The 25,060-nt window shown below is 68.3% G+C and carries 22 protein-coding genes, 1 tRNA gene and 1 pseudogene; 5 read left to right on the top strand and 19 right to left on the bottom strand.

All coding sequences use genetic code 11. The annotated features are described in order from the left end of the window. Positions 1 to 53 precede the first annotated feature (53 nt). From AB6732_RS03605 to AB6732_RS03570, 8 genes are all read right to left on the bottom strand, one after another. Complete coding sequence (locus AB6732_RS03605; RefSeq protein ID WP_370958370.1) at positions 54 to 881, bottom strand: F0F1 ATP synthase subunit delta; 828 nt, start codon at positions 879 to 881, stop codon at positions 54 to 56. Next, positions 881 to 1,435, bottom strand: coding sequence for a F0F1 ATP synthase subunit B (locus AB6732_RS03600; RefSeq protein WP_370958368.1), 555 nt, complete (start codon positions 1,433 to 1,435; stop codon positions 881 to 883). Before AB6732_RS03600 ends, AB6732_RS03605 begins: the two co-directional genes overlap by 1 nt. Before the next feature lie 50 nt (positions 1,436 to 1,485). After that, entirely contained in the window at positions 1,486 to 1,704 is a 219-nt protein-coding gene (gene atpE / locus AB6732_RS03595; RefSeq protein WP_066210942.1) for an ATP synthase F0 subunit C, read from the bottom strand. Between the two features lie 75 nt (positions 1,705 to 1,779). Continuing rightward, positions 1,780 to 2,580, bottom strand: coding sequence for a F0F1 ATP synthase subunit A (atpB, locus tag AB6732_RS03590; protein ID WP_370958366.1), 801 nt, complete (start codon positions 2,578 to 2,580; stop codon positions 1,780 to 1,782). A gap of 79 nt (positions 2,581 to 2,659) precedes the next feature. Further along, a complete protein-coding gene (locus AB6732_RS03585) occupies positions 2,660 to 2,947 on the bottom strand; it encodes an AtpZ/AtpI family protein (protein ID WP_107002755.1) in 288 nt (95 codons plus the stop codon). 1 nt (position 2,948) lies between these two features. Next, positions 2,949 to 3,467 carry a hypothetical protein gene (locus AB6732_RS03580; RefSeq protein WP_370958364.1) on the bottom strand — a complete coding sequence of 173 codons (519 nt, stop codon included), beginning with the start codon at positions 3,465 to 3,467 and terminating at the stop codon, positions 2,949 to 2,951. Positions 3,468 to 3,568: 101 nt separating this feature from the next. Then, positions 3,569 to 4,576 (bottom strand): glycosyltransferase family 4 protein, encoded by a 1,008-nt coding sequence (locus AB6732_RS03575; RefSeq protein WP_370958362.1) that lies wholly within the window; start codon positions 4,574 to 4,576, stop codon positions 3,569 to 3,571. Then, positions 4,573 to 6,426, bottom strand: coding sequence for a polysaccharide biosynthesis protein (locus AB6732_RS03570; protein WP_370958360.1), 1,854 nt, complete (start codon positions 6,424 to 6,426; stop codon positions 4,573 to 4,575). The genes AB6732_RS03575 and AB6732_RS03570 overlap by 4 nt, the downstream gene beginning before the upstream one ends. A 202-nt stretch (positions 6,427 to 6,628) precedes the next feature. Here AB6732_RS03570 and AB6732_RS03565 point away from each other — a divergent pair, with 202 nt between their 5' ends. Continuing rightward, a complete protein-coding gene (locus AB6732_RS03565; RefSeq protein WP_370958358.1) occupies positions 6,629 to 7,582 on the top strand; it encodes an NAD-dependent epimerase/dehydratase family protein in 954 nt (317 codons plus the stop codon). Here the strand turns inward: AB6732_RS03565 and AB6732_RS03560 are convergent. From AB6732_RS03560 to argS, 11 genes and pseudogenes are all read right to left on the bottom strand, one after another. Continuing rightward, the gene (locus AB6732_RS03560; protein ID WP_370958356.1) at positions 7,562 to 8,584 is read right to left on the bottom strand and encodes a glycosyltransferase family 2 protein; all 1,023 of its coding nucleotides are present in this window, start codon (positions 8,582 to 8,584) and stop codon (positions 7,562 to 7,564) included. The two genes, AB6732_RS03565 and AB6732_RS03560, sit on opposite strands and share 21 nt — an antisense overlap. Beyond that, positions 8,581 to 9,351 (bottom strand): WecB/TagA/CpsF family glycosyltransferase, encoded by a 771-nt coding sequence (locus AB6732_RS03555; protein WP_370958354.1) that lies wholly within the window; start codon positions 9,349 to 9,351, stop codon positions 8,581 to 8,583. Before AB6732_RS03555 ends, AB6732_RS03560 begins: the two co-directional genes overlap by 4 nt. A gap of 234 nt (positions 9,352 to 9,585) precedes the next feature. After that, a pseudogene (locus AB6732_RS03550) lies at positions 9,586 to 10,401 on the bottom strand (L-threonylcarbamoyladenylate synthase); the annotation flags it as partial. A gap of 81 nt (positions 10,402 to 10,482) precedes the next feature. Further along, positions 10,483 to 11,367: a peptide chain release factor N(5)-glutamine methyltransferase gene (gene prmC, locus AB6732_RS03545; RefSeq protein WP_370958352.1), complete on the bottom strand. Its 885-nt coding sequence runs from the start codon at positions 11,365 to 11,367 to the stop codon at positions 10,483 to 10,485. A gap of 9 nt (positions 11,368 to 11,376) precedes the next feature. Continuing rightward, positions 11,377 to 12,450 carry a peptide chain release factor 1 gene (gene prfA / locus AB6732_RS03540; RefSeq protein ID WP_370958350.1) on the bottom strand — a complete coding sequence of 358 codons (1,074 nt, stop codon included), beginning with the start codon at positions 12,448 to 12,450 and terminating at the stop codon, positions 11,377 to 11,379. Between the two features lie 93 nt (positions 12,451 to 12,543). Next, positions 12,544 to 14,679 carry a transcription termination factor Rho gene (rho, locus tag AB6732_RS03535; RefSeq protein WP_370958348.1) on the bottom strand — a complete coding sequence of 712 codons (2,136 nt, stop codon included), beginning with the start codon at positions 14,677 to 14,679 and terminating at the stop codon, positions 12,544 to 12,546. Between the two features lie 209 nt (positions 14,680 to 14,888). Continuing rightward, positions 14,889 to 15,857 carry a homoserine kinase gene (thrB, locus tag AB6732_RS03530; RefSeq protein WP_370958346.1) on the bottom strand — a complete coding sequence of 323 codons (969 nt, stop codon included), beginning with the start codon at positions 15,855 to 15,857 and terminating at the stop codon, positions 14,889 to 14,891. A gap of 3 nt (positions 15,858 to 15,860) precedes the next feature. Next, positions 15,861 to 16,964: a threonine synthase gene (thrC, locus tag AB6732_RS03525; RefSeq protein ID WP_370958344.1), complete on the bottom strand. Its 1,104-nt coding sequence runs from the start codon at positions 16,962 to 16,964 to the stop codon at positions 15,861 to 15,863. Beyond that, complete coding sequence (locus AB6732_RS03520; protein ID WP_370959586.1) at positions 16,965 to 18,269, bottom strand: homoserine dehydrogenase; 1,305 nt, start codon at positions 18,267 to 18,269, stop codon at positions 16,965 to 16,967. A gap of 38 nt (positions 18,270 to 18,307) precedes the next feature. Continuing rightward, the gene (locus AB6732_RS03515; protein ID WP_370958342.1) at positions 18,308 to 19,852 is read right to left on the bottom strand and encodes a diaminopimelate decarboxylase; all 1,545 of its coding nucleotides are present in this window, start codon (positions 19,850 to 19,852) and stop codon (positions 18,308 to 18,310) included. Further along, on the bottom strand, positions 19,852 to 21,501 hold the full coding sequence (gene argS / locus AB6732_RS03510) for an arginine--tRNA ligase (RefSeq protein WP_370958340.1): 1,650 nt from the start codon (positions 21,499 to 21,501) through the stop codon (positions 19,852 to 19,854). The genes AB6732_RS03515 and argS overlap by 1 nt, the downstream gene beginning before the upstream one ends. A gap of 187 nt (positions 21,502 to 21,688) precedes the next feature. Here argS and AB6732_RS03505 point away from each other — a divergent pair, with 187 nt between their 5' ends. The 4 genes from AB6732_RS03505 to AB6732_RS03490 all read left to right on the top strand — a co-directional run bounded on the left by AB6732_RS03505 (position 21,689) and on the right by AB6732_RS03490 (position 24,786). Beyond that, positions 21,689 to 22,159, top strand: a complete 471-nt coding sequence (locus tag AB6732_RS03505) for a hypothetical protein (RefSeq protein ID WP_370958338.1) — start codon at positions 21,689 to 21,691, stop codon at positions 22,157 to 22,159. A gap of 14 nt (positions 22,160 to 22,173) precedes the next feature. Further along, entirely contained in the window at positions 22,174 to 23,052 is an 879-nt protein-coding gene (locus tag AB6732_RS03500) for an FAD:protein FMN transferase (protein ID WP_370958336.1), read from the top strand. Beyond that, complete coding sequence (locus AB6732_RS03495) at positions 23,052 to 24,581, top strand: FAD-dependent oxidoreductase (RefSeq protein WP_370958334.1); 1,530 nt, start codon at positions 23,052 to 23,054, stop codon at positions 24,579 to 24,581. The genes AB6732_RS03500 and AB6732_RS03495 overlap by 1 nt, the downstream gene beginning before the upstream one ends. Positions 24,582 to 24,710: 129 nt before the next feature. Continuing rightward, positions 24,711 to 24,786: transfer RNA gene (locus AB6732_RS03490), tRNA-Arg, on the top strand. Positions 24,787 to 25,060 lie beyond the last annotated feature (274 nt).

Genomic DNA, 25,060 nt, shown 5'->3' with positions numbered 1-25,060 from the left:
CATCGCTGCTCACGATGACCTGGTGTTCTGTCGGTAAGTTGTGCTTGCCTGGCTCAGCCGGCCAGCTTGCGGCGCAGTTCGCCGAGTTTGGTCAGCACGGAAGCGTCAACCACTTCGTCACCGACCTTGACGCGGATACCGCCGATGAGCTCCGGATCCACGACGGTGTTGACCTTGAGCTCCCGGCCGTAGAGCGCGTTCAGACCGGCCTGGAGGCGGGCCTGCTGCTCATCGGTGAGGGGGCGGGTCACTTCCACCGTGGCGATCCAGCGCTCCTGGCGCTTGGCGGCCAACTCTGCAAAGCGCTCCACCAGCTTGGCCGGCTTGACGCCACGCGGGGCGACGACGGCCTGACGGATGAGGAGCTGTGCCTCTTCGCCGGCTCCGGGCACGAGCTTGCGTGCCAGGTCCGCCTTCTGCTGCGGTGCGGCAGCCGGCTCCACGAGGGCACGCTGCAGCTCATGGCTGCCATCGACCACCGTGTTGAATGCGAAGAGATCGTTCTCCAGTGCTTCCAGCCCGGAAGCGCCGAGACCTGCTGCGGCGCCCTTGGACTCAGCGACGGCGATCGCCACGGTTGCGGCGATTGTTTCGAGCGCATCGCCGATGTCGCGGGAGTCAGCCCAGCGGGAGGCCGCCAGCGAACTGACGATCTGCTCTGCATCGGCTGAGACCTTGCCGGCCAGCAGTCCGCGGATCAGACCTGCCTTCTCCTCCGCGGTGCGCGAAGGATCCGTCAGAGCCCGGCGCAGACCGGCCGAGCCGTCAAGAGCCTCGAGGGTTCCGAAAAGCTCGTTTGCCAGGGACAGCGGAGCCGTGGGGAGCTTGGGCTCCACCTCGGCCAGCGCCGCCTTCAGCGATTCGCTCGATACACCTGCCATTACTGTGCTGCACCTGCGCTCTGGTTCTCCAGATCGGCAAGGAAGCGATCGACCACGCGGGAAGCGCGGGCGTCGTCGTCCAGCGACTCACCGACGATTCGCCCGGCGAGCGTCGTGGCAAGGCTGCCGACTTCGCTGCGCAGGGAGACGACGGCGGCCTGACGCTCTGCCTCGATCTGTACGTGGGCCTGCTCGGTGATGCGGGCAGCCTCGGCGGCGGCCTTCTCCTTGAGCTCAGCGAGAATCTGGGCGCCTTCAGCACGGGCTTCTTCGCGGATGCGATTGGCCTCAGTGCGGGCGTCCGTCAGCTGCTGCTTGTACTCTTCGAGAGCGGCCGTGGCCTCAGCCTGGGCCTTCTCAGCCTTGGCGATGCCGCCCTCGATGGCCTCTGCGCGCTCGGCGTAGGTCTTCTCGAACATCGGGACAACGAACTTGACCACGATGAAGAGCAGAACCAGGAAGCCGACCAGGACCACGCCCATTTCCCAGACATTGGGAACAAGCGGGTTCGGAGACTCATGGGCTTGGTCTGCAGCAAGGATCAGCTGATCCATATTCACCCGTCCTATCTACTCGTAACTGATTTGGCGTAGGGGCTGAAGGTTTACTTCAGAACGAACGCGAAAACCAGGCCGAGGATGGCGAGAGCTTCGGTCAGGGCCAGACCGAGGAATGCGATCGGCTGCAGGACACGCTGCGCCTCGGGCTGACGAGCCACACCGTTGATGTAGGCCGCGAACACGAGACCCACACCGATGCCACCGCCGATGGCGGAGAGGCCGTAGCCAACGAGGTTGAGGGAGCCGTTGATTTCGCCGTTCATGGTTTTCCTTTCAGTCGCCGCGGAGCGGCTGTTACGGGGTTGTTTTTCCCCGAGAGGGGAAGTGTGGGTGAAGACTTAGTGGCTGTCCGCGTGGAGAGCGCCTTCGATGTAGATGGCGGTCAGCAGCGTGAACACGTACGCCTGCAGCACCATGATCAGCGCTTCCAGCATGTACATGGCCACAGCGCCGGCCAGCACCAGCAGCGAAGTGCCCTTCAGCAGGACGTTCTCCTGGGCGATGAGGAACTCGATGCCGGAGCCCGCGATCATCACGATCAGGTGGCCTGCCAGCATGGTCGCGAACAGACGGAGGCTGTGCGTGATCGGGCGGACCACGAAGTTCGAGATGATCTCGATCGGGACCACGAGCGGCAGGATGTAGAACGGAACGCCCGAGGGGACGGTCGCCAGCTTGAAGTAGCGGATGCCGTTCTTCTTGACGCCGATGACGATCCAGGTCACGTACACCAGACCCGCCAGCACGTAGGCGCCGCCCACGTGAGAGAAGGACGGCAGCTGGATCACGGGGATCGCGCCGTAGATGTTGTTCACCAGGATGAAGAAGAACAGGCTGAACAGCAGCGGGACGTACTTGATGAAGTCCTTGCCACCGATGATGTCCTTGGCGATGCCGTTGCGGACGAAGCCGTAGGCGGACTCACCGGCGAACTGGAACTTTCCGGGCACCAGCTGGCCCTTGCGGGCGGCGGCCACGAAGAACGCCGCAATGATGACCACGGAGAGGATCACCAGGAGCATCTGCTTGGAGAAGCCGTCCGCTGCACCCCAGGGCAAAATCGCCGGGAGGTGCATTTCGTCAATACCAGGCGGGTTGAAAGAACCCGAATCCTGAGCGGGGAGCGTAAGCGCGAACAACGCGTTTCCTCTCTGCAGTGTCCATCGTTGGGCAAATTAGCGGGGCTCCACGCTCGGTGAGCGGCTCCCCCATGTGAAATTATTCGGAAGGTGTGTGAGGCTTCTTCGAGTCCGCGCCGGAACTGTCAGCGCGGTGTTTGAAGAATCCATGCATCTGGGCCAGATAGAAACCGCCGGCCGCGCCGAGCAATGCTCCGGCGAGCACAATCCAGCGGGTCCCCCACAATGAATCCAGTCCCCACCCTATCAAACTCCAGACCAGGATTCCGCCGACGATATAGCTGAAGACCGCCATTCCGGCGTTGTAACCGCCGTCGCCTTCGTGCGCAGGATCGGCTTCCGACGGGCGCTTGTTTTCTTTCGCCATGTCAGCGGCCTCCTTCTGCGCTGCCGGAGGAGTCCTTGCCCTGTTCAGGGGCCTGTGCGGGCTCGTTGAAGATCAGAAGCCTGGCCCGGGAGAAACCGTAGAGTTCCGCGATCTGCCACAGGACGACGGTCACGACCGCCGCTGTAACAAACCACCGGCCATGGAGCCAGCCCGGGGCGCCGAGCACCAGGAACACCACGCCGAACACGACGACCTTCACGAAGTACAGCGCCACCATGAGGCCGATGGCCCCGGACGGGTTGTTCCTGCCGACGAAATGTCCGGCGAGCAGGGAGATCGCGAAGAAGACCATGACCAGCGCACCGCCGCAGAGCACCGAGAGCGCGCCCAGTCCGCCGTTCAGCACCGCCGCGATGACCGCGGTGATGAGAAGCCCGACGGCCGCCGTCGCTGAGCTGAGTGCCAGGAGCCGGAGCCACAGGGACCCGGTCTCCCCTGCCGCCGTCGTCGACAGCCGACGCCGGGAAGCCCTGGAGGGGCGAGGCGAGGATGCAGACATGGAGGCCTATCAGCGAGCGGGTGAGGGATCGGAAGATGAAGTGAACTTCCGGAGTTGAATTCTACACGAGATAGAAGTGCCGGTGTCCGTCCGGACGGCCGTCACACCACCCGGCGCGCGCGGCGCTTCTCGAGGACGGTCGGCAGGGCGAGGTACGTGACGAGCACGGCGACGGTCAGCACCTGAGCGGCGAGAGCGCCCCACCACGGGGCGCCGGCCGCCACGATTCCGCAGATCCCGGTCACGGCGCTGAACGCCCCGACGAGCACGGCGACGCCCACATGGCTGAATCCGACGTCGGTGAGCCGCTGGTAGACGTGCTCCCGGTGGGACTCATACCAGCGCTTGCCCTGCCGGTACCGGCGGACCAGGGTGTATCCGGTGTCGGCGAGGTAGATCATGAGCGGCGACAGCAGGTATTCGATGGCGATCCCTGAGAGGAAGCCCGCGACCGCCATGGCCGCGATGCCCCCGCCCAGAAGGTAGCTTCCGACGTCCCCGAGGAAGACCTTGCCCCGGCCGAGGTTCCAGGGCAGGAACGCGGCGAAAGCGGCGGCCAGGATCACCCCGGCCACGGTGAGCCACGGCTGTCCCGAGAGCACACCGGCGGCGGAGTACAGCGCACCGACCACGAGCCCGTGAATGCCGGAGATGCCGTTCACGCCGTCCATGAAGTTCGCCGCGTTGATGTAGCCGCTCACCGCGAGGACGCCCAGGGGAAGCCACCACCACGAGACATGGAGATTTGCGGTCATCGCGACGGTGACCACCAGGCCGAGCAGGAGCTGGGCGGAGGCGCGAACGCGGATGGAGAGGCCGCGGATGTCCTCGATCCAGCCCAGGAGGGCGGAGCAGAGTGCGCACGCGGCCACGGCGAGGGCGAGGAAACGGTTGGTGGGGACCGCCTGGCTGAACAGCGCAGTGAGCGCCCCGGCGAACACCCCGAGGCTGGTGGCCAGTCCCATGCCGCGCAGCGTCACCTCGGTGTGGGAGGAACGCGACGTCGGCACGTCGATGACGCCCAGCTTCACGAGGAACGGCTTCACCACCCAGGGTGCCACGAGCGCCACCGCGAACGTGACGGACGCGGTGAGGATGACGGGGGTCACGACCCGACCCGCCCCAGGTCCACCGGGTCTTCGGACTCCTCGTCGGCGATGCCCGAGGCGCTCAGCCTCTCCTCATCGAGCCGGCAGGCTTCCAGCCAGGACTCGAGGTCGAGGTCATCCGGATTGATCGGCTGGATGCGCGCATGGGAGATCTTGGGATGGATCCGGGTGGCGTCCACTTCACCGTCACCGATGAGTTCCTCGTGCATCTTCTCGCCCGGCCGCAGACCGGTGAAGACGATGTCGACGCTCTTTCCGGACATGGCGATCATCCGCTGTGCGACATCCAGGATCCGCACGGGCTCCCCCATGTCCAGCAGCAGGACCTCCCCGCCGTGGCCGATGGCGCCGGCCTGGATCACGAGCTGGCACGCCTCCGGAATGGTCATGAAGAAACGGGTGACGTCCTTGTGCGTCACGGTGACCGGTCCCCCGGCCTGGATCTGCTGGGTGAACAGCGGCAGCATGGAGCCGCGGCTGCCCATCACATTGCCGAAGCGCACCGAGACGTACGGAAGACCCGTCTCCTGGGCCATCCAGGCCGTCAGGCGTTCCGCCATCCGCTTGGAATGACCGAGGGCCGTGCTCGGGTTCGCCGCCTTGTCCGTGGAGATGTTCACGAACCGGCTCACCCCTGCCGCACGGGCGGCCCGCAGAACGTTCAGCGAGCCCAGCACGTTCGTCTTCCAGCCTTCGCCGGGGTACTGCTGCAGGAGCGGGGCGTGCTTGAGAGCCGCGGCGTGGAAGACGACCTCCGGCTTCCTCTCCCGGAACACCGCTTCGAGGCCGGCCTGGTCCCGGATGCTGCACAGGACCGTGTCCTGGCCGTTCAGGAGGCCGTGACCGGTCAGGGAGATCTGGGTCTGCTGGAGGGCCGTCTCATCGTGGTCCAGCATGATCAGTTCGGCCGGGCTGAACTGGCTGATCTGACGGCAGAGCTCGCTGCCGATCGAGCCGCCCGCGCCCGTGACGATGACACGGCGGTCGGAGATGTATCCGGCGATCTTCTCCACTTGGATGTCGACCGGACGCCGGCCGATCAGGTCCTCCACCGAGATGTCGCGGAAGTCGGAGAAGCCCTGCGGTGCACCGCCGCTGAGCATCTGGTTCAGGGGCGGCAGCACGAGCACCCGGACGTTCAGACCGGCGACGCTGTCGGAGACCCGGGTGACGACGTCGCGCTCCACACTGCCGAAGGCGAGCACGAGCACTTCTGCCTTGGTCCGGTGGACGATCGAGCGGATGTCCTCGCCGCGGCCCAGGACCTGCACCCCGGAGAGACGCAGGTGCTTCTTGCTGGGGTCGTCGTCGATGAGGCCGACAGGATAATACGGCGAATCCGGGTCCTGCAGCATGCGGGTGACGAGGGAGTTGCCCACGAACCCCGCGCCGTAGATGAGGGTGTTGCGGGCGGAGTCGCCCGGGCGGGACTTGGCCTCACGGTAGAGCCTGCGGAGATAGCGGATGCCGGCCATCCCGATCAGGGCGATCGGCGCGGCGATCAGCGCGACGCTGCGGCCGACGTCGAGCTGGCGGTACGCCACCAGCAGGAGCGCGGTGACCGCCGTCGCGACGAGCAGGGTGGCGATCAGGAGCGCCTGGACTTCACCGAAGGAGCCGGATTGATAGCGGCCCCGGTATACGGAGAGGAGATAACCGAAGATGAGCTGGGCGAGTGCGGCGACGCCGGTCACGGCCAGGAGGCCGGGCAGCTGGGCCCACTCGACATGCAGTTCGTAGCGGAGCACGAGGGCCAGGCCCATCGCGAGGAACCAGCAAAGGGCGTCGAGGACGAACTGGATCCACTCCCAGGAACCGGTTCTGCTCTCAGCAGTCTTGGAGTACGACAATGGCCACCTTGCTCGAAAAACCAACGGGCGAAAGAGACCTCCCGCCCTCAGTATCCGCACTGTGCGGCCACGCCCGGAGGACGTGAAGACCGCAGGGAGCGGCATCGGACACCTCGTCCAGCTTAGCGCGCCGGGCATCGGCTATTGTGGATTTCCGGCAGCCCCGCGGCTGCGCAGGCAGCACGCCGTCGAGAGGGGCTCCATGAAAGTCGCAGTCACCGGAGCCACGGGGTTCGTGGGCCGACATGTGGTGCGCGGGCTGCTCGACGCCGGCCACGAGGTCGTGGCGCTGGTCAGGACCCTGCCGCTGGAGGATGCCACGGCCGCGGCGTTTCACGGCGCGACGACGCGGGCCACGGGCGATCTCGAACGGTTCGACGACTGCGCCTCACTGTTCGCCGGCGCGGACGCCGTGGTGCATCTCGCCGCCCGCGTCCACCGTATGGCCGACGACAGCGAGAATCCGCTCGCCGCGCACCGCGCCGCCAACACGGACCTGACCCGCCGCCTGGCCGAAGGCGCCGCGGCCGCGGGAGTCACCTCGTTCGTCTTCCTCAGCAGCATCAAGGTCAACGGCGAACGGACCACGGGAACGCCGTTCTCGGCCTCGGACGCGCCACGGCCCGTCGATCCATACGGGGTCTCGAAGTGGGAGGCGGAGCAGGCCCTGGCCGCCGTGAGCGCAGGGTCGACACTGCGCGGCACCAGTATCCGCATCCCGATGGTGTACGGCCCCGGAAACAAGGGGAATGTGCAGCGGCTCCTGGGGGCCGTCCGGCGTGGGATCCCCCTCCCCCTGGCCTCGGTGCGTAACCGCAGGACGATGGTGGCGGTGGCCAACGTCGCTTCGGCGATCCGGTACGCCCTGGAACACGACGCCGAGCGTTACCAGCTGATCCTGGCGGCCGACTCCCGGCCGGTCTCGACCGCGGAGCTCTGCCGCGCACTCGGCGCGGCCGCCGGACGTCCGGCCCGTCTCATGCCCTGTCCCCCGGCCCTGCTGCGCCTGGGCGCCCGTCTCCTCGGCAAAGGTGCAGAGGCCGACCGGCTCACCGAGGACCTGGAAGTCCGGGTCAGCGGCAGCGCTCAGGACTTCTCCTGGACTCCCCCGGTCTCCTTCGACGAGGGGATCCGCTCACTCGCCGACGGCGGCTGACGCTCTCGGCCCGGGGATCTCGCGGAGCGGGTACACCCCGTCCAGGACTTCGCTGTTCGGACGAGGGCCCCGCAGGGCGTCCTTGACTCCGCGGGCCAGGCCCTTGAGCAAACGGCCACGCCGGCTGGAACGGGCGATGGTCCGGATCCAGTTGCGCGCTGAGGCGCCCAGGAACAGCACGCGCTCCCACCAGTGCAACGCCGGCGAGCGGAAGTACGCCCACAGCTTGTTGCGCACCTCGTAGTAGAAGCGGTCCCCCGGGTCCGCCTGAGCGTCCCCGAAGGTCTTGGTGTGGTGCAGGACCTCCGACGCCGGCACGGCGAAAGCCTCCTCGGCACGGGTGATCCTGGCCGTGAATTCGAAGTCGTCGTTCCAGATGAAGTAGTCCGCGATCGGCAGGCCGTGCCGGCGGATCGCGTCGGCGGAGATGAAGATCGAGACGAAGGACGCCGTCCGGATGCTCGTCAGGCCCAGCGACTCCGCGCGGGTCTTGCCGGCGGCATCGAGGCGGAGCCGCTCCTTGGTCCGGTTCATCGGGTGCGGACGGCCATCGGTCCACCGGACCAGGCTGGCCAGGTACGCCGGCGCCGGAACGCCCTGTGCCGCGATGGTCTCCAGGGCGGAGAGCGCCTCGGCCAGTGAATCGGCCTGGGGCTCGGTGTCGTCGTCCATGATCCAGACGTAGTCCGCCTGATGATCGAGGACGGCGCGCTCCATGCCCACCACGAAGCCGCCGGCGCCACCGGTGTTGGTCTCCAGGCGCACCAGATCCAGCACGGTGCCGCGGGCGGTTCCGGCGCCTTCGCCGGCGGCCCAGTCGCTCAGGAACTCCGGCGTTCCGTCGTCGGACGCGTTGTCCACCACGATGAGGACGTCGGGCCGCACCGTGGCCGTCAGAAGCCCCTGGAGGGTGCCTTCCAGCAGGTCTCTGCGGTTGTAGGTGACCACGACGGCGGCCACGCGGGGACGCGGGCCGGTCTCGGCCGGGGCCTGCTCGGTCACGAACTCACATCCTGTCGCTTGTTCCCGCGGCCTGCGCGGCGGCGCAGGAGAAGATAGCCGAGCTTCCAGGGCTCCGCGAATACGCGGTACGCGACTCGCCGCGGGTCGAACAGCAGACGCCATGCCCATTCGAAGCCCAGACGGCCGATCCAGCGCGGGGCGAGCTTCTGGATGCCGGCCACCTGGTCGATGGCGCCACCCACGGCACAGTGCACGGCCGGAACATCGGTCAGCAGCCGGGTGATGACCTGCTCCTGCAGGGGCATCCCGAGGCCGGTCAGGACCAGCTGCGGCCGGAACTCCCGCAGCCAGGCGACCGCTTCCCGCTCCGCTTCCGCGGACCAGCCCGCTCCGGGGCGACCTTCCACGACGGCGCCCGGAACACGGCGGCGCAGTTCCTCGACCGCCCCGGCATTGGCTTCGGACCCGGCTCCGAGCACGGCGATGCGCTCCAGGCCGGGCACGGTACCCAGCCGGGCGAGCCAGTCGACGGACCCCACGCGGTGCGCCCCAGCGCCCTGCCCCCGGTTGAACGTCCGCGCCCACAGCTTGGCCAGGGGTGCGCCGTCGAGCAGGATCACGGAACTGCGGTCATAGAACGCGGCGAAGGCCGGATCGCTGTGATACAGCGTCACGCTGTGCAGATTGTGCCCGACGACGGTGTGCGGCTCCCCGGAGGCGACCAGACGGCCGATCTCCTGTGCAGCCTCGTCGGCGGTGAGCGCGGTGACCTCGACGTCCAGGAGCGGAAGGCGGTCCTTCCGCATTCAGCTCTCCGACCCGGTGGCCCGGGGGGTCGCGGCATCCTGACGCTCGGAGTCTTCGCCCTCGACAGCGGGCGCCGCCTCGGGAGCGGCGGATTCCGCCGGCTGCTCGGCGACAGGGGCGTCCGGGGTGGTGTCCGGCGTGGTGTCGTCAGCCGTGGTGTCGGTCGTGGCGACACGGGCGGAGGTGTCGTCCGCCGTGGTCTCGGTCGCCGCAGGTGCCGCCGATCCGTCCTCCGGGGACGTCTCCGCGGCGGCGTCAGCGGTGTCCGGCGCGCGCTCCCCCGCAGTCTCGCCCTCGGCGGCGGTCTCACCGGACGCGGTCTCCTCCGACCCGGTGGCGTTCAGCGCGCTGTCGGCGCCGGGCTGCCAGACGGGGACCTCCTGGCCGAACGCCAGGATCGAGGGGACGACGTCACGGAGGTCCTCCAGGGCGATCGCGCCCTGACGCACCACACGGGCACGGCTGCCGGTGCAGTCGACGATCGTGGACGGCAGAGCGATGTCCTCGGTGCCGGATTCGGCAGGGCGCGGGCCGCCGTCGAGGTAGACCTCCACGGACTCGGCGAGCTGTTCCTGGGCGTTGGCGGCCGTCTGCGCCGCCGGCTGACCGCTCCGGTTGGCCGAGGACACGGCCAGCGGGCCGGTCCGCGCCAGGATCTCGAGCGCCAGTTCGTCATCGGGCACGCGCAGCGCGACCGTGCCCTTGGTCTCGCCCAGATCCCATTCGAGGGACGGCTGGGCATGCAGGATCAAGGTGAGCGCGCCGGGCCAGAACTTCTCGGCGAGCTTGCGGGCGTCGTCGCCGATGTCCACGGCCAGTCCGTCCATGGTCTGAACCCGCGGGATGAGCACGGGAGGAGGCATGGTCCGGGAGCGGCCCTTGGCGGCCAGCAGCAGCCGGACGGCCAGCGGGGAGAAGGCGTCCGCGGCGATGCCGTACACCGTGTCCGTGGGGAAGACGATGCACTGCTGTTCGGCGATGGCACGCTGGGCGTGCGCCAGTCCCTCGAAGCGGGTTTCTTCCGTTGAACAGTCGTAGCTAGAAGTCACGCTGACATTCTCCCATTCTTTTCGGGTCCACAGTCCGTGCCACTTCGCACGTCTACCGGGGTGATCGGCCCGGCGATCGCTTCAGGCTCGGCAGGCTGACGTGGCGCGGTCCAGGCCGTTGAGGTCCTGATGCGTCCTCACCTCGGTCCAGGCGGGGTCCTGACCCAGACGGGCAGCGAGCCACGGCGCCTGCACCTCGGCATGTTCCATGATGAACCAGCCTCCCGGCCTGAGCAGACGCGCCGCGCTGGCCGCCGCGGCGAGCGGCAGCTCCATGCCATCCGCTCCCCCGCCATACAGCGCCATCTCCGGGTCGTGCTCGGCGACCTCGGGTTCGCGGGGCACCGCTTCACTCGGGATGTACGGAGGATTGGACACCACGACGTCCACCAGACCGTTCAATTCCGGCAGCGCGTCCCGCAGATCCCCTTGATGAAGTTCGACGCCGTGCGGCCGGGTGTTGCGCTCGGCCCAGGCGATCGCCAGCGGGCTCAGCTCCACGGCGTGCACGCGCGAGCCCGAAACCTCGTGCGCCAGAGACGCGGCGATGGCTCCTGACCCGGTGCCGAGGTCCACCAGGAGTGGCGCGAGGATCCCCTCGGCCCGCAGCTCGGCGCACCGGTCCACCGCCCACTGGACCACGGTCTCCGTCTCCGGCCTGGGGATGAAGACGCCCGGGCCCACGGAGAGCTCCAGGTGCCGGAAGGAGGCGACCCCGGTCAGGTGCTGGAGCGGGATGCGTTCCGCGCGCTGAGCCACCAATGCCGAGAACCCCTCGGGCACCTCACGGGAGCCCATGAGCACCGCGTGCTGCAGCTCCTTGAGATCGAGGCCGAGGGCGTGCGCCAGGAGCAGCTCGGCGTCCCGGCGCGGACTCGGCACGCCCGCCGCGGTGAGCACGGCCGCGGCGGCCCGGACCGCGGGGGCCAGGGGCGCGCCGGGGCGCAGCGCGTCGTCGTCGTACACGGCGTTCCGCTACTCGCCGATGGCGTCCAGGCGGGCCTGCTCGTCCATCTCGATGGCGGACTGGATTACCGGCTCCAGATCACCGTTCATGACGGCGTCCAGGTTGTAGGCCTTGTACCCGGTGCGGTGATCCGCGATGCGGTTCTCCGGGAAGTTGTACGTGCGGATGCGCTCGGAACGGTCCATGGTCCGGATCTGGGACTTGCGGTGTTCGGCGCTCTCCGCGTCCAGCTGCTCCTGCTGGTGCGCCAGAAGGCGCGCCCGGAGCACGCGCATGGCGGCCTCACGGTTCTGCAGCTGAGACTTCTCGTTCTGCATGGCCACCACGATGCCCGTGGGCAGGTGGGTGATGCGGACGGCGGAGTCCGTGGTGTTCACGGACTGACCGCCGGGGCCGGAGGACCGGTAGACGTCGATCTTGAGATCGTTCTGGTTGATCTCGATCTCTTCGGGCTCATCCACTTCAGGGAACACCAGGACACCCGCGGCCGAGGTGTGGATGCGGCCCTGGGATTCCGTCGCGGGGACGCGCTGCACACGGTGCACGCCGCCTTCGAACTTCAGGCGCGCCCAGACACCCTCGGCAGGATCGTTGGAGGAACCCTTGATGGCCATCTGAGCGTCCTTGTATCCACCGAGATCCGACTCGTTGGCGGAGATCAGCTCGGTCTTCCAGCCACGGGATTCGGCGTAACGGGTGTACATGCGGAGCAGATCGGCGGCGAACAGGGCCGCCTCCTCACCGCCTTCGCCGCCCTTGACCTCGATGATGATGTTGCGGGCGTCGTCGGGATCACGCGGGATGAGCAGACGGCGCAGCTTCTCCTGTGCCGCCGGCAGCTTCTCTTCGATCTGGGCGACCTCTTCAGCGAAGTCTGGGTCTTCGGCGGCCATCTCCCGGGCGGCTTCCAGGTCATCGCTGAGTCCACGCCAGGTCTTGTACGCTTCCACGATGCCGTTGAGCTGTGCGGAACGGCGTCCCAGTTTACGGGCCAGCGACTGGTCGGCATAGACGGCGGGATCGCTCAACTGCGCCTGGATCGCGGCGTGCTCATCGAGCAGACCCTGGACGGACTCAAACATGTTCTAAACCTCTTTCAACCTGGAGACAAGTTTATCGGGAGACGGCAAACGGGGATGGGACCGGCATGCGGCCGGTCCCATCCCCGTCAGGAGCTACTTGTCGTTCTCCGACTTGGCAGCCAGGGTGGTGCGCTGCACCTGGAGCAGGAACTCGGCGTTGCTCTGCGTCTCACGGATCTTGCTCGTGAGCAGTTCCAGGCCCTGCTGCTGCTCGAGACCGGAGAGCAGGCGGCGCAGGCGCCACATGATCTTGACCTCATCGGCCGAGAGCAGGTTCTCCTCGCGGCGGGTGCTGGACGCGTTGACGTCCACGGCCGGGAAGATGCGCTTGTCCGCCAGGTGGCGGGACAGGCGGAGCTCCATGTTGCCGGTGCCCTTGAACTCTTCGAAGATGACCTCGTCCATCTTGGAACCGGTCTCCACGAGAGCCGTCGCCAGGATGGTCAGCGAGCCACCGTTCTCGATGTTGCGGGCTGCGCCGAAGAACCGCTTGGGCGGGTACAGCGCGGCGGAGTCGACACCACCGGAGAGGATGCGGCCGGAAGCCGGCGCGGCCAGGTTGTAGGCGCGGCCCAGACGGGTCATGGAGTCCAGGAGGACCACCACGTCCTTGCCCATCTCCACGAGGCGCTTGGCGCGCTCGATGGAGAGCTCGGCCACCGTGGTGTGGTCGTCGGCGGGACGGTCGAAGGTCGAGGCGATGACCTCACCCTTCACCGTGCGCTGCATGTCGGTGACTTCTTCCGGACGCTCGTCCACCAGGACCATCATGAGGTGGACCTCGGGGTTGTTGGTGGTGATGGCGTTGGCGATCGACTGCAGGATGAGCGTCTTACCGGCCTTCGGCGGGGAGACGATCAGGCCGCGCTGGCCCTTGCCGATGGGGGCAACGAGGTCGATGATGCGCGGGCCGATCTTCTTGGGATCGGTCTCCAGGCGCAGGCGCTCGGACGGGTAGAGCGGAACGAGCTTGTTGAACTCGACGCGGTTCTTGAGCTCCTCCGGCTGCAGGCCGTTGACGCTCGTGACGCGGACCAGCGCGTTGAACTTCTGGCGGTTGTTCTGCTGGTTGTTGTTCTCGCCCTCGCGGGGAGCGCGAATCGCACCGACGACCGCGTCGCCCTTGCGCAGGTTGTACTTGCGGACCTGGTTGAGGGTCACATACACGTCCTGCGGGCCCGGCAGGTAGCCGGAAGTACGGATGAACGCGTAGTTGTCCAGGACGTCGAGGATGCCGGCCACGGGGACCAGGACATCGTCATCGCTCAGTTCGGTGTCGTCCACCTCGGGGCCCTGGTTGCGGCCGCGGCGGCGCTCGTTGCGATCGCGGAAACGGTCGTTGCGATCGTTACGGTCATTGCGATCGTTACGGTCGTTCCGCTCGTTGCGGTCCCGGCGGTTGCGACGGTTCCGGCGGTTGCCGCCCTCTTCCTCGTCAGCTCGGTTGTCCTGCTGGCGGTTCTCCTGCTGACGGTTGTCCTGCTGGCGTGCGCCCTGCTGGTTGCCGTTGTTCTGGCCGTTGCCCTCGCCGTTGCGAGGCCCGCGCTCGGAGCGCTGGCGGTTGCGACGGTTGCCTTCGCCTTCACGGGCTTCGCCCTGCTCGGCCGCGGCGTCGGCGGACTCCACGGGAGCCTCGGCGCGCTCACCGGCGTTCTCGGCGCCTTCGGCGCGGCGGTTGCGGTTGCGCGTGCGGGTGTTGCGGCGCTCGGAGCCCTGCTCACCGGAGGCGTTGTCGGCGTTGTCGGCACGCTGCTCGGCGGCCGGAGCCGCCGTCTCGGCGGGCGCGGTCTCGGCTGCGGTTTCGGCCGCGGCCACGACGCCGTCGCTGCCTGCGCGGCGAGAGCGTCCACGGGCGCGGCTGCGAGCGGGCGCGGCCTCGGAGGGGGCGTCCTGCTCGGCAGAAGCGGCGGGCGCCTCGGCCTTGGCCTGAGGCGCGGCGGCCTTGGTGGCGGTCGCCTTGGCGGCGCTTGCCTTGGTGGTGGCAGCAGGGGCCTTGGCGGCTTCGTCACCCTTGGCGGGGCGATCGGCCACGGAGGAACCGCGCTGGTGGTCGGAGATGGCGGTCACGAGGTCGCCCTTGCGCATCCGGGAACTCCCCGAAATGCCGAGCTGGCTGGCAAGCGCCTGCAGCTGGGCGAGCTTGAGGCCCGCCAGGCCGCTGCTCTTCGCTGCCGGTGCAGCGGAGCTTGTCTTGTCCACATCCGTTGTCAGGACAGTGGTTTCAGTCACGAAGGATCCTTCCCCCTCGATGGCGTCCGGGCTGGAGCCGGACGGTTGGGTTGACAGCACAGGCCTTCAGATCATCCTGGGCTGCTCATGACCGCGCAATGGGGCGGAGCACGAGTTTTTGCAAGGAATTTGCCGCGCGAAACACACGGTCCAAGAAGAGGATCCGCGGGTGGATTCCCCGCGCGCAAAAAGTGGCATCCACTGCGGATTTACCGCGGATGCACTTCCACTTTAGCACCTTCGCGGTCCACCGCCGGTCGCAGAACACGCCACGACACCTCCGCGGATTGCCGCTGCCGGATGAACTCCTCCACCGCGTCTGCTTCCTCCGCCGACCGCGTGAGGGTCATGACCGTGGGGCCGGCTCCGGACACGACGGCGGCGTGGCCGCGTTCGCGCAGGGCCGCGATGAGATCCGCACTGGGCTGCATGGCCGTGGCGCGGTAGTCCTGGTGCAGGTAGTCCCGCGTCGCCGGCACGAGCAGATCCGGCTGAGCCGTCAGGGCTGCCACGAGCAGCGCGGCACGGCCGGAGTTCATGGCCGCCGCATGGTGGTCGACCTGGGCAGGCAGCAGGGTACGGGCGAGTTCCGTGGACAGTTCGAAGTCCGGAATCGCGACGACGGGGACCACGTCCGCGTGCACCTCCGCGCGGGCGCTGCGGAACTCAGCCCCTTCTTGCCAGGAGAGGGCGAGAGCGCCGAAGATCGCCGGTGCGACGTTGTCCGGGTGACCTTCCAGCTCACTCGTGAACTGCAGCACCCAGTCGGACCCGCGGCGGGACTCCTCCGGCACCAGGCCGTTGGCCGCCAGAGCGGCCGCGACGACGGCGGCGGCCGAGCTTCCCAGTCCGCGGCCGTGCGGGATGACGTTCTCGGCGCTCAGGTGCAGACCCTGGTGGCGGTACCCGAGCTGGGCCAGAGCCGATTCGAGAGACCGGATGACCAAGTGGCTGCCGTCGCGGGGCACGGATTCCGTCCCCTCGCCCGACAGCGTGAACTGGAGTTCGCCCGAGTCCAGGGTCTCGACCGTCACGGTGTCGAAGAGCTGGACGGCCAGGCCGAGGCTGTCATAGCCGGGGCCGAGGTTCGCGCTCGTCGCCGGGACGCGGACGGTGACGGAAAGACCGGACGGCAGCGCGGCGAGAGACGCCGCACCGCCGTCGTGATGGTGAGCCAAGACCTAGCCCTCGAAGCCGAGGGCCGCGGCCACGGAGACGACGTCGTTCTGCACCTTGACCGGGGAGACGTCGCTGCCGTCCTCGGTGCGCAGGGCCCACTGGGGATCCTTGAGGCCGTGACCGGTCACGGTGATGACGATGGTCTTGCCGGTGGGGACTTCGCCCGCGGCGTGCTTCTTGATCAGACCGGCGACGCCTGCTGCGGAGCCGGGCTCCACGAAGACGCCTTCCTTGCTGGACAGCCAGCGGTGGGCCTCGAGGATCTCCTCATCGGTGACAGCCTCGATGAGGCCGCCCGACTCGTCGCGCGCGGCGACGGCGGTGTCCCAGGAGGCGGGGTTGCCGATCCGGATGGCGGTGGCGATCGTCTCGGGGTGCGTGATGGGGTGCCCGGCGACGAACGGCGCCGCGCCGGCGGCCTGGAAGCCCCACATGGCGGGCGTGCGCGTGGCGACGGCGGCGAGCTCGCCGGCGGTCGCGGACTGGTACGGGGCGGCGTACTCCTTGTAGCCCTTCCAGTACGCGCTGATGTTGCCGGCGTTGCCGACGGGCAGCACGTGGATGTCGGGGGCGTCACCCAGGGCGTCGACGACCTCGAAGGCGCCGGTCTTCTGGCCTTCGATGCGGGCCGGGTTGACCGAGTTCACGAGGAACACCGGGTATGCCTCGTTCAGCTTGCGGGCGATCTCGAGGCAATCGTCGAAGTTGCCGTCCACCTGCAGCAGGGTGGCGCCGTGGGCGATGGCCTGGGACAGCTTGCCCATGGCGATCTTGCCCTCGGGGACCAGCACGGCACAGCGGAGACCGGCCGAGGTGGCGTACGCCGCGGCGGAGGCCGAGGTGTTGCCGGTGGAGGCGCAGACCACGGCCTGCGCTCCGGCCTGCACGGCGGCCGTCATGGCCATCGTCATGCCACGGTCCTTGAACGAACCCGTCGGGTTCATGCCCTCGACCTTGAGGTAGACGGTGTTGCCGGTGAGCTCGGAGAGCTTCTGGGCGTGCACCAGAGGAGTGCCGCCCTCGCCCAGGGTGATGACCCTGGTGCTCTCGTCGACAGGGAGACGTTCGGCGTATTCGCGGATCACGCCGCGCCACTGATGAGCCACTTAGACACCTTCCACACGGAGGACGGACGTCACGTCCTGCACGACGTCCAGTTGAGAAATGGATGCGACGGTCGCCGCGAGATCTGCCTCGCTGGCCCGGTGCGTCACGATCCGCAGTTCGGCGGACTGATCAGCGCTGCTGATGCTCTGCCGGAACAGTTCGATGGACACGCCGTTGTCGCTGAAAACCTGGGCGATGCGGGCGAGGACGCCCGGCTGGTCCGCTACGCGCAGACCGACGTGGTAGCTGGTCCGGCTCGCCGAGATGGGCAGCGCCGGGACATGGCCCGTGGTGGTCTCGGTCCGGCCGGGGCCGCCGAGCACGATCCGACGTGCCGCGGACACGAGGTCACCCAGGACGGCGGACGCGGTCGGAGTGCCACCCGCGCCCTGGCCGTAGAACATCAGCTCGCCGGCGTTCTCGGCCTCGACGAACACGGCGTTGAACGCTCCCCGGACCGCAGCCAGCGGGTGTTCCCGCGGCAGGAGCGTCGGGTGGACGCGGACGCTGACACCCTCGGCGCCGGCGTCGTCCGTCAGCTTCTCGGCGATGGCGAGCAGCTTGATGACGAATCCGGCGTCCTTGGCGGCGGCGATGTCCGCAGCGCTCACCTTGGTGATGCCCTCGCAGTACACGTCGTCGAGGGAGAAGCGGGTGTGGAAGGACAGCGCGGCCAGGATCGCGGCCTTCGCCGCGGCATCATGGCCTTCCACGTCAGCGGTGGGGTCGGCTTCGGCGTACCCGAGGCGCTGCGCCTCGGCCAGGGCGTCCTCGAACTGGGCGCCGGTGGAGTCCATCTGGTCCAGGATGAAGTTCGTGGTGCCGTTGACGATGCCGAGCACCCGGGTGATCCGGTCGCCGGAGAGACTGTCGCGGATGGGGCGCAGGATCGGGATCGCACCGGCGACGGCGGCCTCGTACGAGAGCTGCACGCCCGCCTTGTCCGCCTCCTCGTACAGGGTGGGGCCGTCCTGAGCCAACAGGGCCTTGTTCCCTGTCACCACGCACGCGCCGTGACGGACCGCGGACAGGATCAGGCTGCGGGCGGGCTCGATGCCGCCCATCAGCTCGATGACCAGATCGGCGCCGGCCACGAGGGACTCGGAGTCGGTGGTGAAGAGTTCCCGGGGAAGCTCGACCTCACGGGGCGCGTCGATGGTGCGGACGCCGATGCCCACGAGCTCCAGCCGGGCGCCCGTACGGGCCGCCAGGGTGTCCGCGTCCTCGAGGAGGATGCGCGCCACCTGGGATCCGACGTTGCCGCACCCCAGAAGCGCGACCTTGAGGGTCTTGGTCTCATTCACGTCAGTCTTCACGACATCAGAGTTCACAACGTCGGTGTTCACAGCTCTCCGGCTCCCATGTCTCGGTTCAAGAGGTCTTCCTCGGTTTCCCCACGAATGATCCACCGGGCGGTCCCGTCAGAGACCGCGACCACTCCCGGACGCGCCAGGTAGTTGTAGTTGCTCGCGAGTGCCCAGCAGTAGGCGCCGGTCCCCGGCACGGCCAGGAGGTCACCGGCACTGACATCCGAGGGCAGGTAAACATCTTTAACAACAATGTCCCCGCTCTCGCAATGTTTGCCCACCACTCGGGACAGCTGAGCGGGCGCGGCCGAGGAACGGCTCGCCAGAGCGGCCGAATAGTCGGCGTCATAAAGAACCGGACGGGCGTTGTCACTCATGCCGCCATCGACGGACACGTAGCGCCGCGGGTAGGTCTTCTCCGCGTCGTCCGGCGCCTCGACCTGGACGGTCTTGCGGGTGCCGACTTCGTACAGCGTGAAGGTGGTGCTGCCGACGATCGCCCGTCCGGGCTCGATCGAGATGCGCGGGCACTCGATGCCCAGCTCACGGCAGGTCTCCCCCACGACGCCGGCCAGCGCTTGGGCGATCTCGGCGACCGGCCGCGGGGTGTCCACGGGGGTGTACGCGATGCCGTGGCCTCCCCCAAGGTCCATTTCCGGCAGGACGATCCCGTGCTTGCGCTGCATCGCGTCATGGAACGCGAGGAGCTTCCGGGCCGCGACCGCGAATCCGTCGGCCTCGAAGATCTGCGATCCGATGTGGCAGTGCAGGCCGAGAAGCTCGATGCCTTCCAGCGCCACGGCCGCGTCGACGGCCTGTTCCGCCGCGGACAGAGCCGGGTCGATGCCGCGCAGATCCGCGTCCTCCGCGGTGCCCGGCTCCATGGACAACCCGAATTTCTGGTCCTCGTGTGCCGTGGCGATGAACTCGTGGGTGTGCGCGTGCACGCCGGGGGTGAGACGCAGCATGACCTTGGCGGTCACCTGGCGGCCGGGTTCCTGAGCACCGTTGTCCTGAACGCCCTTGTCCTGAGCGTCCTCGGCCCGCCGGCGCTGGACGATGCCGGCCACGCGCTCCAGCTCGTCGATGCTGTCCACCACGATCCGGCCCAGGTTCATGTCCAGGGCGCGGTTGATCTCGGCGGCCGATTTGTTGTTGCCATGCAGACCGAGCAGCTCACCGGGGAAGCCGGCTCGCCGGGCGACCGCCAGCTCGCCGCCGGAACAGGTGTCGAGCCGGAGCCCTTCCTGATGGACCCACCGTGCGACCTCGACACTCAGGAAGGCCTTGCCCGCGTAGTAGACGTCCACTCCCCCGCAGAGGTCGGCGAAGGCCTCGTTGAACGCATCACGGAACGCCCGGGCACGGGCCCGGAAGTTGCCTTCGCTCAGCACGAAGAGAGGAGTGCCGAACTGCTCCTTCAGAGAACTGACCGTCACCCCGTCCACGGTGAGCTCGCCGGCGCCGGACCGTGCGACGTCGTGCGCCCAGCTCGGGGCGTGCAGAGCATTGAGGTCCGATGGGAGCTGCAGCCAGTCAGGCGCCAGCGGGCTGGCCCCTGACACGTCCATGCCGCTCATTACATCCGCTCCGGAGCGGACACGCCGAGGAGGGCGAGGCCGTTGGCGAGGACCTGGCTCGTGGCGTCGTTGAGCCACAGGCGGGTGCGATTGACCGTGGTCACCTCTTCGTCCCCCAGCGGCGTGACGCGGCAGGCGTCGTACCAGCGGTGGTAGGCCCCGGCGATGACCTCGAGGTGACGGGCGATGCGGTGCGGCTCCCGCAGCTCGGCGGCCTTGGCCACGATGGACGGGAAGCTGCCCAGCTGGGACAGCAGCTCATTCTCAGTGGGATCGGTCAGCAGCGACGCGTCGAACTCGCTGCGGTCCACACCGGCCGCCGCCGCGTTGCGCGCCGTGCCGCGGGACCGGGCGTGCGCGTACTGCACGTAGAACACGGGATTCTCGTTGCTGTTCTTCTTGAGGACCTCGGGCTCCAGCGTGATGGGCGAATCCGCGGGGAAGCGAGCCAGCGAGTAGCGCACCGCATCCTTGCCGAGCCAGGAGATAAGGTCCTTGAGCTCGATGATGTTGCCCGCGCGCTTGGACAACTTCGCGCCGTTCACCGACACGAGCTGACCGATGAGGACCTCGATGTTCTTCTCCGGATCGTCACCGGCGCAGGCCGCGATGGCCTTCAGGCGATTGACGTAGCCGTGGTGGTCGGCGCCGAGCAGGTAGATCTTCTCCTCGAAGCCGCGGTCCCTCTTGGTGAGGTAATAGGCGGCGTCGGCGGCGAAGTACGTGGGCTCGCCGTTGGCACGGATGAGGACGCGGTCCTTGTCATCCGTGAAATCCGTGGTGCGCAGCCAGACGGCGCCGTCCTGGTCGAAGACGTGGCCCTGCTCGCGCAGGCGGTCCACCGAGGCTTCGAGCGCGCCGGACTCGTGCAGGGTCCGCTCCGAGAAGTAGACGTCGAAATGCACGTCGAAATCGGCGAGCGTCTGCTTGATGTCTTCGAGCTGCGCCTGGTAGGCGGCCTCGCGGATGATGGGCAGCGCGGCCTCATCGGTCAGCTCACGGATGGCGGGGTGTTCCCGGAGCACCTCGTGGCCCAGGTCCACGATGTACTGGCCGGGGTAGCCGCCTTCCGGCACGTCACGACCGCGCAGGCGGGACAGCACCGAGTTGGCGAACACGTTCATCTGACTGCCGGCGTCGTTGATGTAGTACTCGGCGGTGACGTCGGCGCCGGCGGCACGGAGCACACGGGCGATGGAGTCACCCAGCGCCGCCCAGCGGGTGTGACCGATGTGCAGCGGGCCGGTCGGGTTGGCGGAGACGAACTCCATGTTGACCGTGTGGCCTGCGAGCGCGTCGTTGTTGCCGTAGGTGTCACCTGCCTCGACGATGGTGCGCGCCAGCTCGCCGGCGGCGCCTGCGTCCAGGGTGATGTTGATGAAGCCGGGGCCCGCGATGTCCACCGACGCGACGCCGTCCACGCCTTCGAGCTTCGCGCCGAGAATGGCGGCGAAGTCGCGGGGCGACAGACCGGCGCGCTTCCCGAACTGCATGGCGGCGTTGGTGGCCCAGTCACCGTGCTCCCGGTTCTTCGGTCGCTCCACACGGACCTCGGCCTCCAGCGCCTCGGCGGGGAGGTTGATCGAGCCGTCAGCGACGGCGTCCTTCAGGCATGCGGTGATTGCTGCGGAAAGCTGTTCGGGAGTCACCCCTCAATCCTACGGGGAGGGGCCTGCCCGGCGGAAAAGCATGAACCTGGTATGTGGACAGCCTCGGACAAGTTTGTCCACATAGAGCATCCATTCTCAGGAAACTCTGGACATACGCCCAGCAAGCCGAATTACGGTGGAGCCAGCCCCCTGGGTCTCCATCCCTTCTTCCCCCTCAGGAGCATCGATGACCACCTCCACTCCTTCTCTGAAGATCCTCGCCGGCACCGCCGCTGGACTCGCCATGCTGGCGGGCGCCACCGCCTGCGCCCCGGCGAAGCAGGGCACCTCCACGGCAGACGTGTCCCCCACCTCCGGAGCGTCGAGTGCCGCGGGCAGCACCGGGGCTCCTGCCACCCCTGGTCACTACAAGGACGGCACCTACAGCGCGGACGGACATTACACCTCCCCCAACGGCGAGGAGACCGTGGGCGTCACTCTCACCCTCGCCTCGGGCAAGATCAGCGACGTCAAGATCGCCACCCATCCGACCAGTGCGAACACCCAGCTGTTCCAGAACCGGTTCGCCGGTGGCATCAAGGACCTGGTGGTGGGCAAGAGCATCGACCAGCTCGACGTGAGCCGGGTGGCCGGCTCGAGCCTGACCAGCGGCGGGTTCAACGACGCCGTGGAGGCCATCAAGAAGCAGGCGGGCTGAGTTCCCGTATGCCCATGACGACCAATCCCCTGGAATTCGACGCCATCGGAACGCGGTGGTGGATCAGAGCCGAGGGACTCACCGACCGGATCGAAGGGCGGATCCGGCAGAGGATCGACGAGTTCGACGCCGTGTGGTCCCGGTTCCGCTCGGACTCCGCGGTGGCACGCTGGGCCGCGGAACCCGTCGACCCGGACGGCGCCGAGCGGACCCTGACGCTCCCCGCCGAGGCAGGCCCCCTCGGACGCCTGTACCGGGAGCTCCATGACCTGACCGACGGCTCCGTCACCCCGTTCATCGGCGAATCCCTCGTGCGGCTCGGCTACGACGCGGCCTACTCCCTAACCCCGCATGGACCGGCCGTCGCCGCGCCCGTCTGGGGTGTGGACGCGGGCTGGGAGGACCTCACGGTGACGGCGAGCGGCCCCGTTCTGCTGGACATCGGAGCCGCCGGCAAGGGACTTCTGGTGGACCTCGTCTGCGGGATCCTCGAGGACGCCGGGGTGTCTGACCACCTGGTCGACGCCGGCGGTGACCTCCGGCACTCCGGCCCCGCGGCTGACCGGATCGGGCTGGAGAGCCCGTTCGACAGCAGCCGGGCGATCGGCGTCGTCGAGGTCCAGCAGCAGGCGCTCGCAGCCTCCGGGACCGCGCGCCGAGCGTGGGGCCGCGGGCTGCACCACGTGCTGGACGGCCTGACGGGTGAACCCGTGCGGCGAGTGGTGGCAAGCTGGGTTCTGGCACCCGAGGCCCTGCAGGCCGACGGGCTCGCCACGGCGCTGTTCTTCGTCCCGGGCCACGAGCTGGCTGCGCGTTACAGCGTGGAGTGGCTGACCGTGCACAGCGATGGGCACGCCGAAGGTTCCGAGTACTTCCTGGAAGGCTTGTTCTGATGTCCGCACTACTGAGCGTCACGCAGCGTGTGACCCGGCCACTGGGTCGCCTGTCGATGACCCGCGTGGTGGCCCTGTCCCTCGGCGTCCTGATCGTTTACAGTCTCCTCCTGGACGCCCTCGGCTGGACCGAGTTCGGTGTTCCCGAGCTGTGCCTGCACCTGATGCTCTGCCTTGCGGCGACCACGCTGTCCAACGGCGCCTGCGCTCTGCTGTTCCGGATGCGGCCCTACTGGGATTCATCGCTGGTCACCGCGGGGCTGCTGTACTTCCTCTTCTGGCCGGCGGCGGGTTTCCGGGAGGGACTGGGCGTGGCGCTGGCCGCCGTGCTGGCCTCCGCGTCGAAATACGCTCTCGCCTGGCGCGGCCGTCATCTGTTCAACCCCGCCGCGCTCGGCGCGTTCGTGGTGTCCCTGACCGGCCTCAATGCGGCCACGTGGTGGGTGGGGTCGCCCTTGCTGCTCTGGGCCGTCGTGCCCCTGGGCCTGCTGGTCCTCTACCGGGCCGGGCAGTTCCCGGTGGCCCTGACCTTCCTGGGTGTCTCGCTGCTGACGGCGGTCTCCGTCGCCCTGGGCCGCGGGATGCCGGCGGCCGACGTCCCGACGCTGTGGTTCACCAGCCAGGCCACCGTGTTCTTCGCCTGCTTCATGCTGAGCGAACCGCTCACCCTTCCGCCGCGACGATGGCAGCGGATCCTGGTGGGCGCCGCGGTGGGAGTGCTCTTCAGCCTGCCGTTCTCCCTCCAGCTCGGCACCGTGATCCTCTCGAACGCCCCGGAGGCGGTCCTGCTGGTGGGCAACATCCTCGCGTTCGCGCTGCGCCCCAAGGGGTCCAGCGTGGTGACGTTCCTCGATCACCGGCCGGTGGGCAAGGACATCACGGAGTTCACCTTCGAAGCTCCTGACGACCCGCGTCTCGCCGCAGGCCAGTATGTGGAACTGACCATTCCGGTGCCGGGCATCGGCTCGTCACGGCGGGTGTTCAGCCCGGTCGCGGCCGGCGACGGCGTCCTCCGGATCGCCACGCGTCTGCCCAGCCAGCCGTCACCCGCCAAGAAGGCCCTCCATGACCTCGAGACCGGCGCCGCACTCCGTCTGAGCCGCACCGGGGGCGAATTCCTGCTCGGCCCATCAGACCGCCCGGCGCTCCTGGTGGCCGGCGGCATCGGAATCACCCCCTTCGTGGGGATGCTGGACGGCGCACCCGCCGGGTCTCTCCCTGACACGGTGGTCCTCTACTCGGTACGGGACGTCGACGACGCCGCCTACCTGGGTGCGCTGGCCCGCTCCGGCGCGCGGGTCCTGCTGCGCACCTCCGCGCCCCTTCCCGAGGGCGCCCGGCTGCCCGACGGCGTCGAACATGTGGGCAGCGAACGATTCAGTGCCGCCCGGATCGCCGAGCTGGTGCCCGACGCCGCGGGGCGGCACGCGCTCGTGTCCGGCGCCCCGGACTTCGTCGCCACCCTCCGGGGTGCCCTCCGAGCCGCAGGAGTCCGACGGGTGAAGAGCGATTCCTTCCTGGGGTACTGAATCCTTCCGTGAGAACCGGTCCGCGGTCGGCGTGTCCAGGCCGCGCCCCGGACGCGTCGATTTCGCATCCGGAGGTGGATTCCTGCTAAGCTCGAGGACGTTCCGGGGCCACCCCGGGATCCCTGGCCCGCCCTCGTAGCTCAGGGGATAGAGCGTCTGCCTCCGGAGCAGAAGGCCGTAGGTTCGAATCCTATCGAGGGCACCAGATACAGCGAGAGCCCCGGTTCCACGGAACCGGGGCTCTCGTCATTTCTCCCTTCCCCGGATCGGCACGACTGATCAGTCCGCAAGGCACCGAGCACGGGGCGGGCAATCACGCAACGCAGCGCCCGGGAGACCGAGGTGCGGCAGCTTGCGTCAAGGGGCCCCGCGCCCAGGCCCCATCGTCAGCCAGCAACAGAGCGCGGGGAAAGCAAGCAGAGCACCTCGGTCACCCGGGCATCCACACCGAAGCATTCCTTTCAGCCGGGCGATCCGGG

This window comes from Arthrobacter sp. RCC_34 (assembly GCF_041360795.1).
GTDB lineage: Bacteria > Actinomycetota > Actinomycetes > Actinomycetales > Micrococcaceae > Arthrobacter_E.
This window is presented reverse-complemented; position numbering and strand designations above follow the sequence as displayed.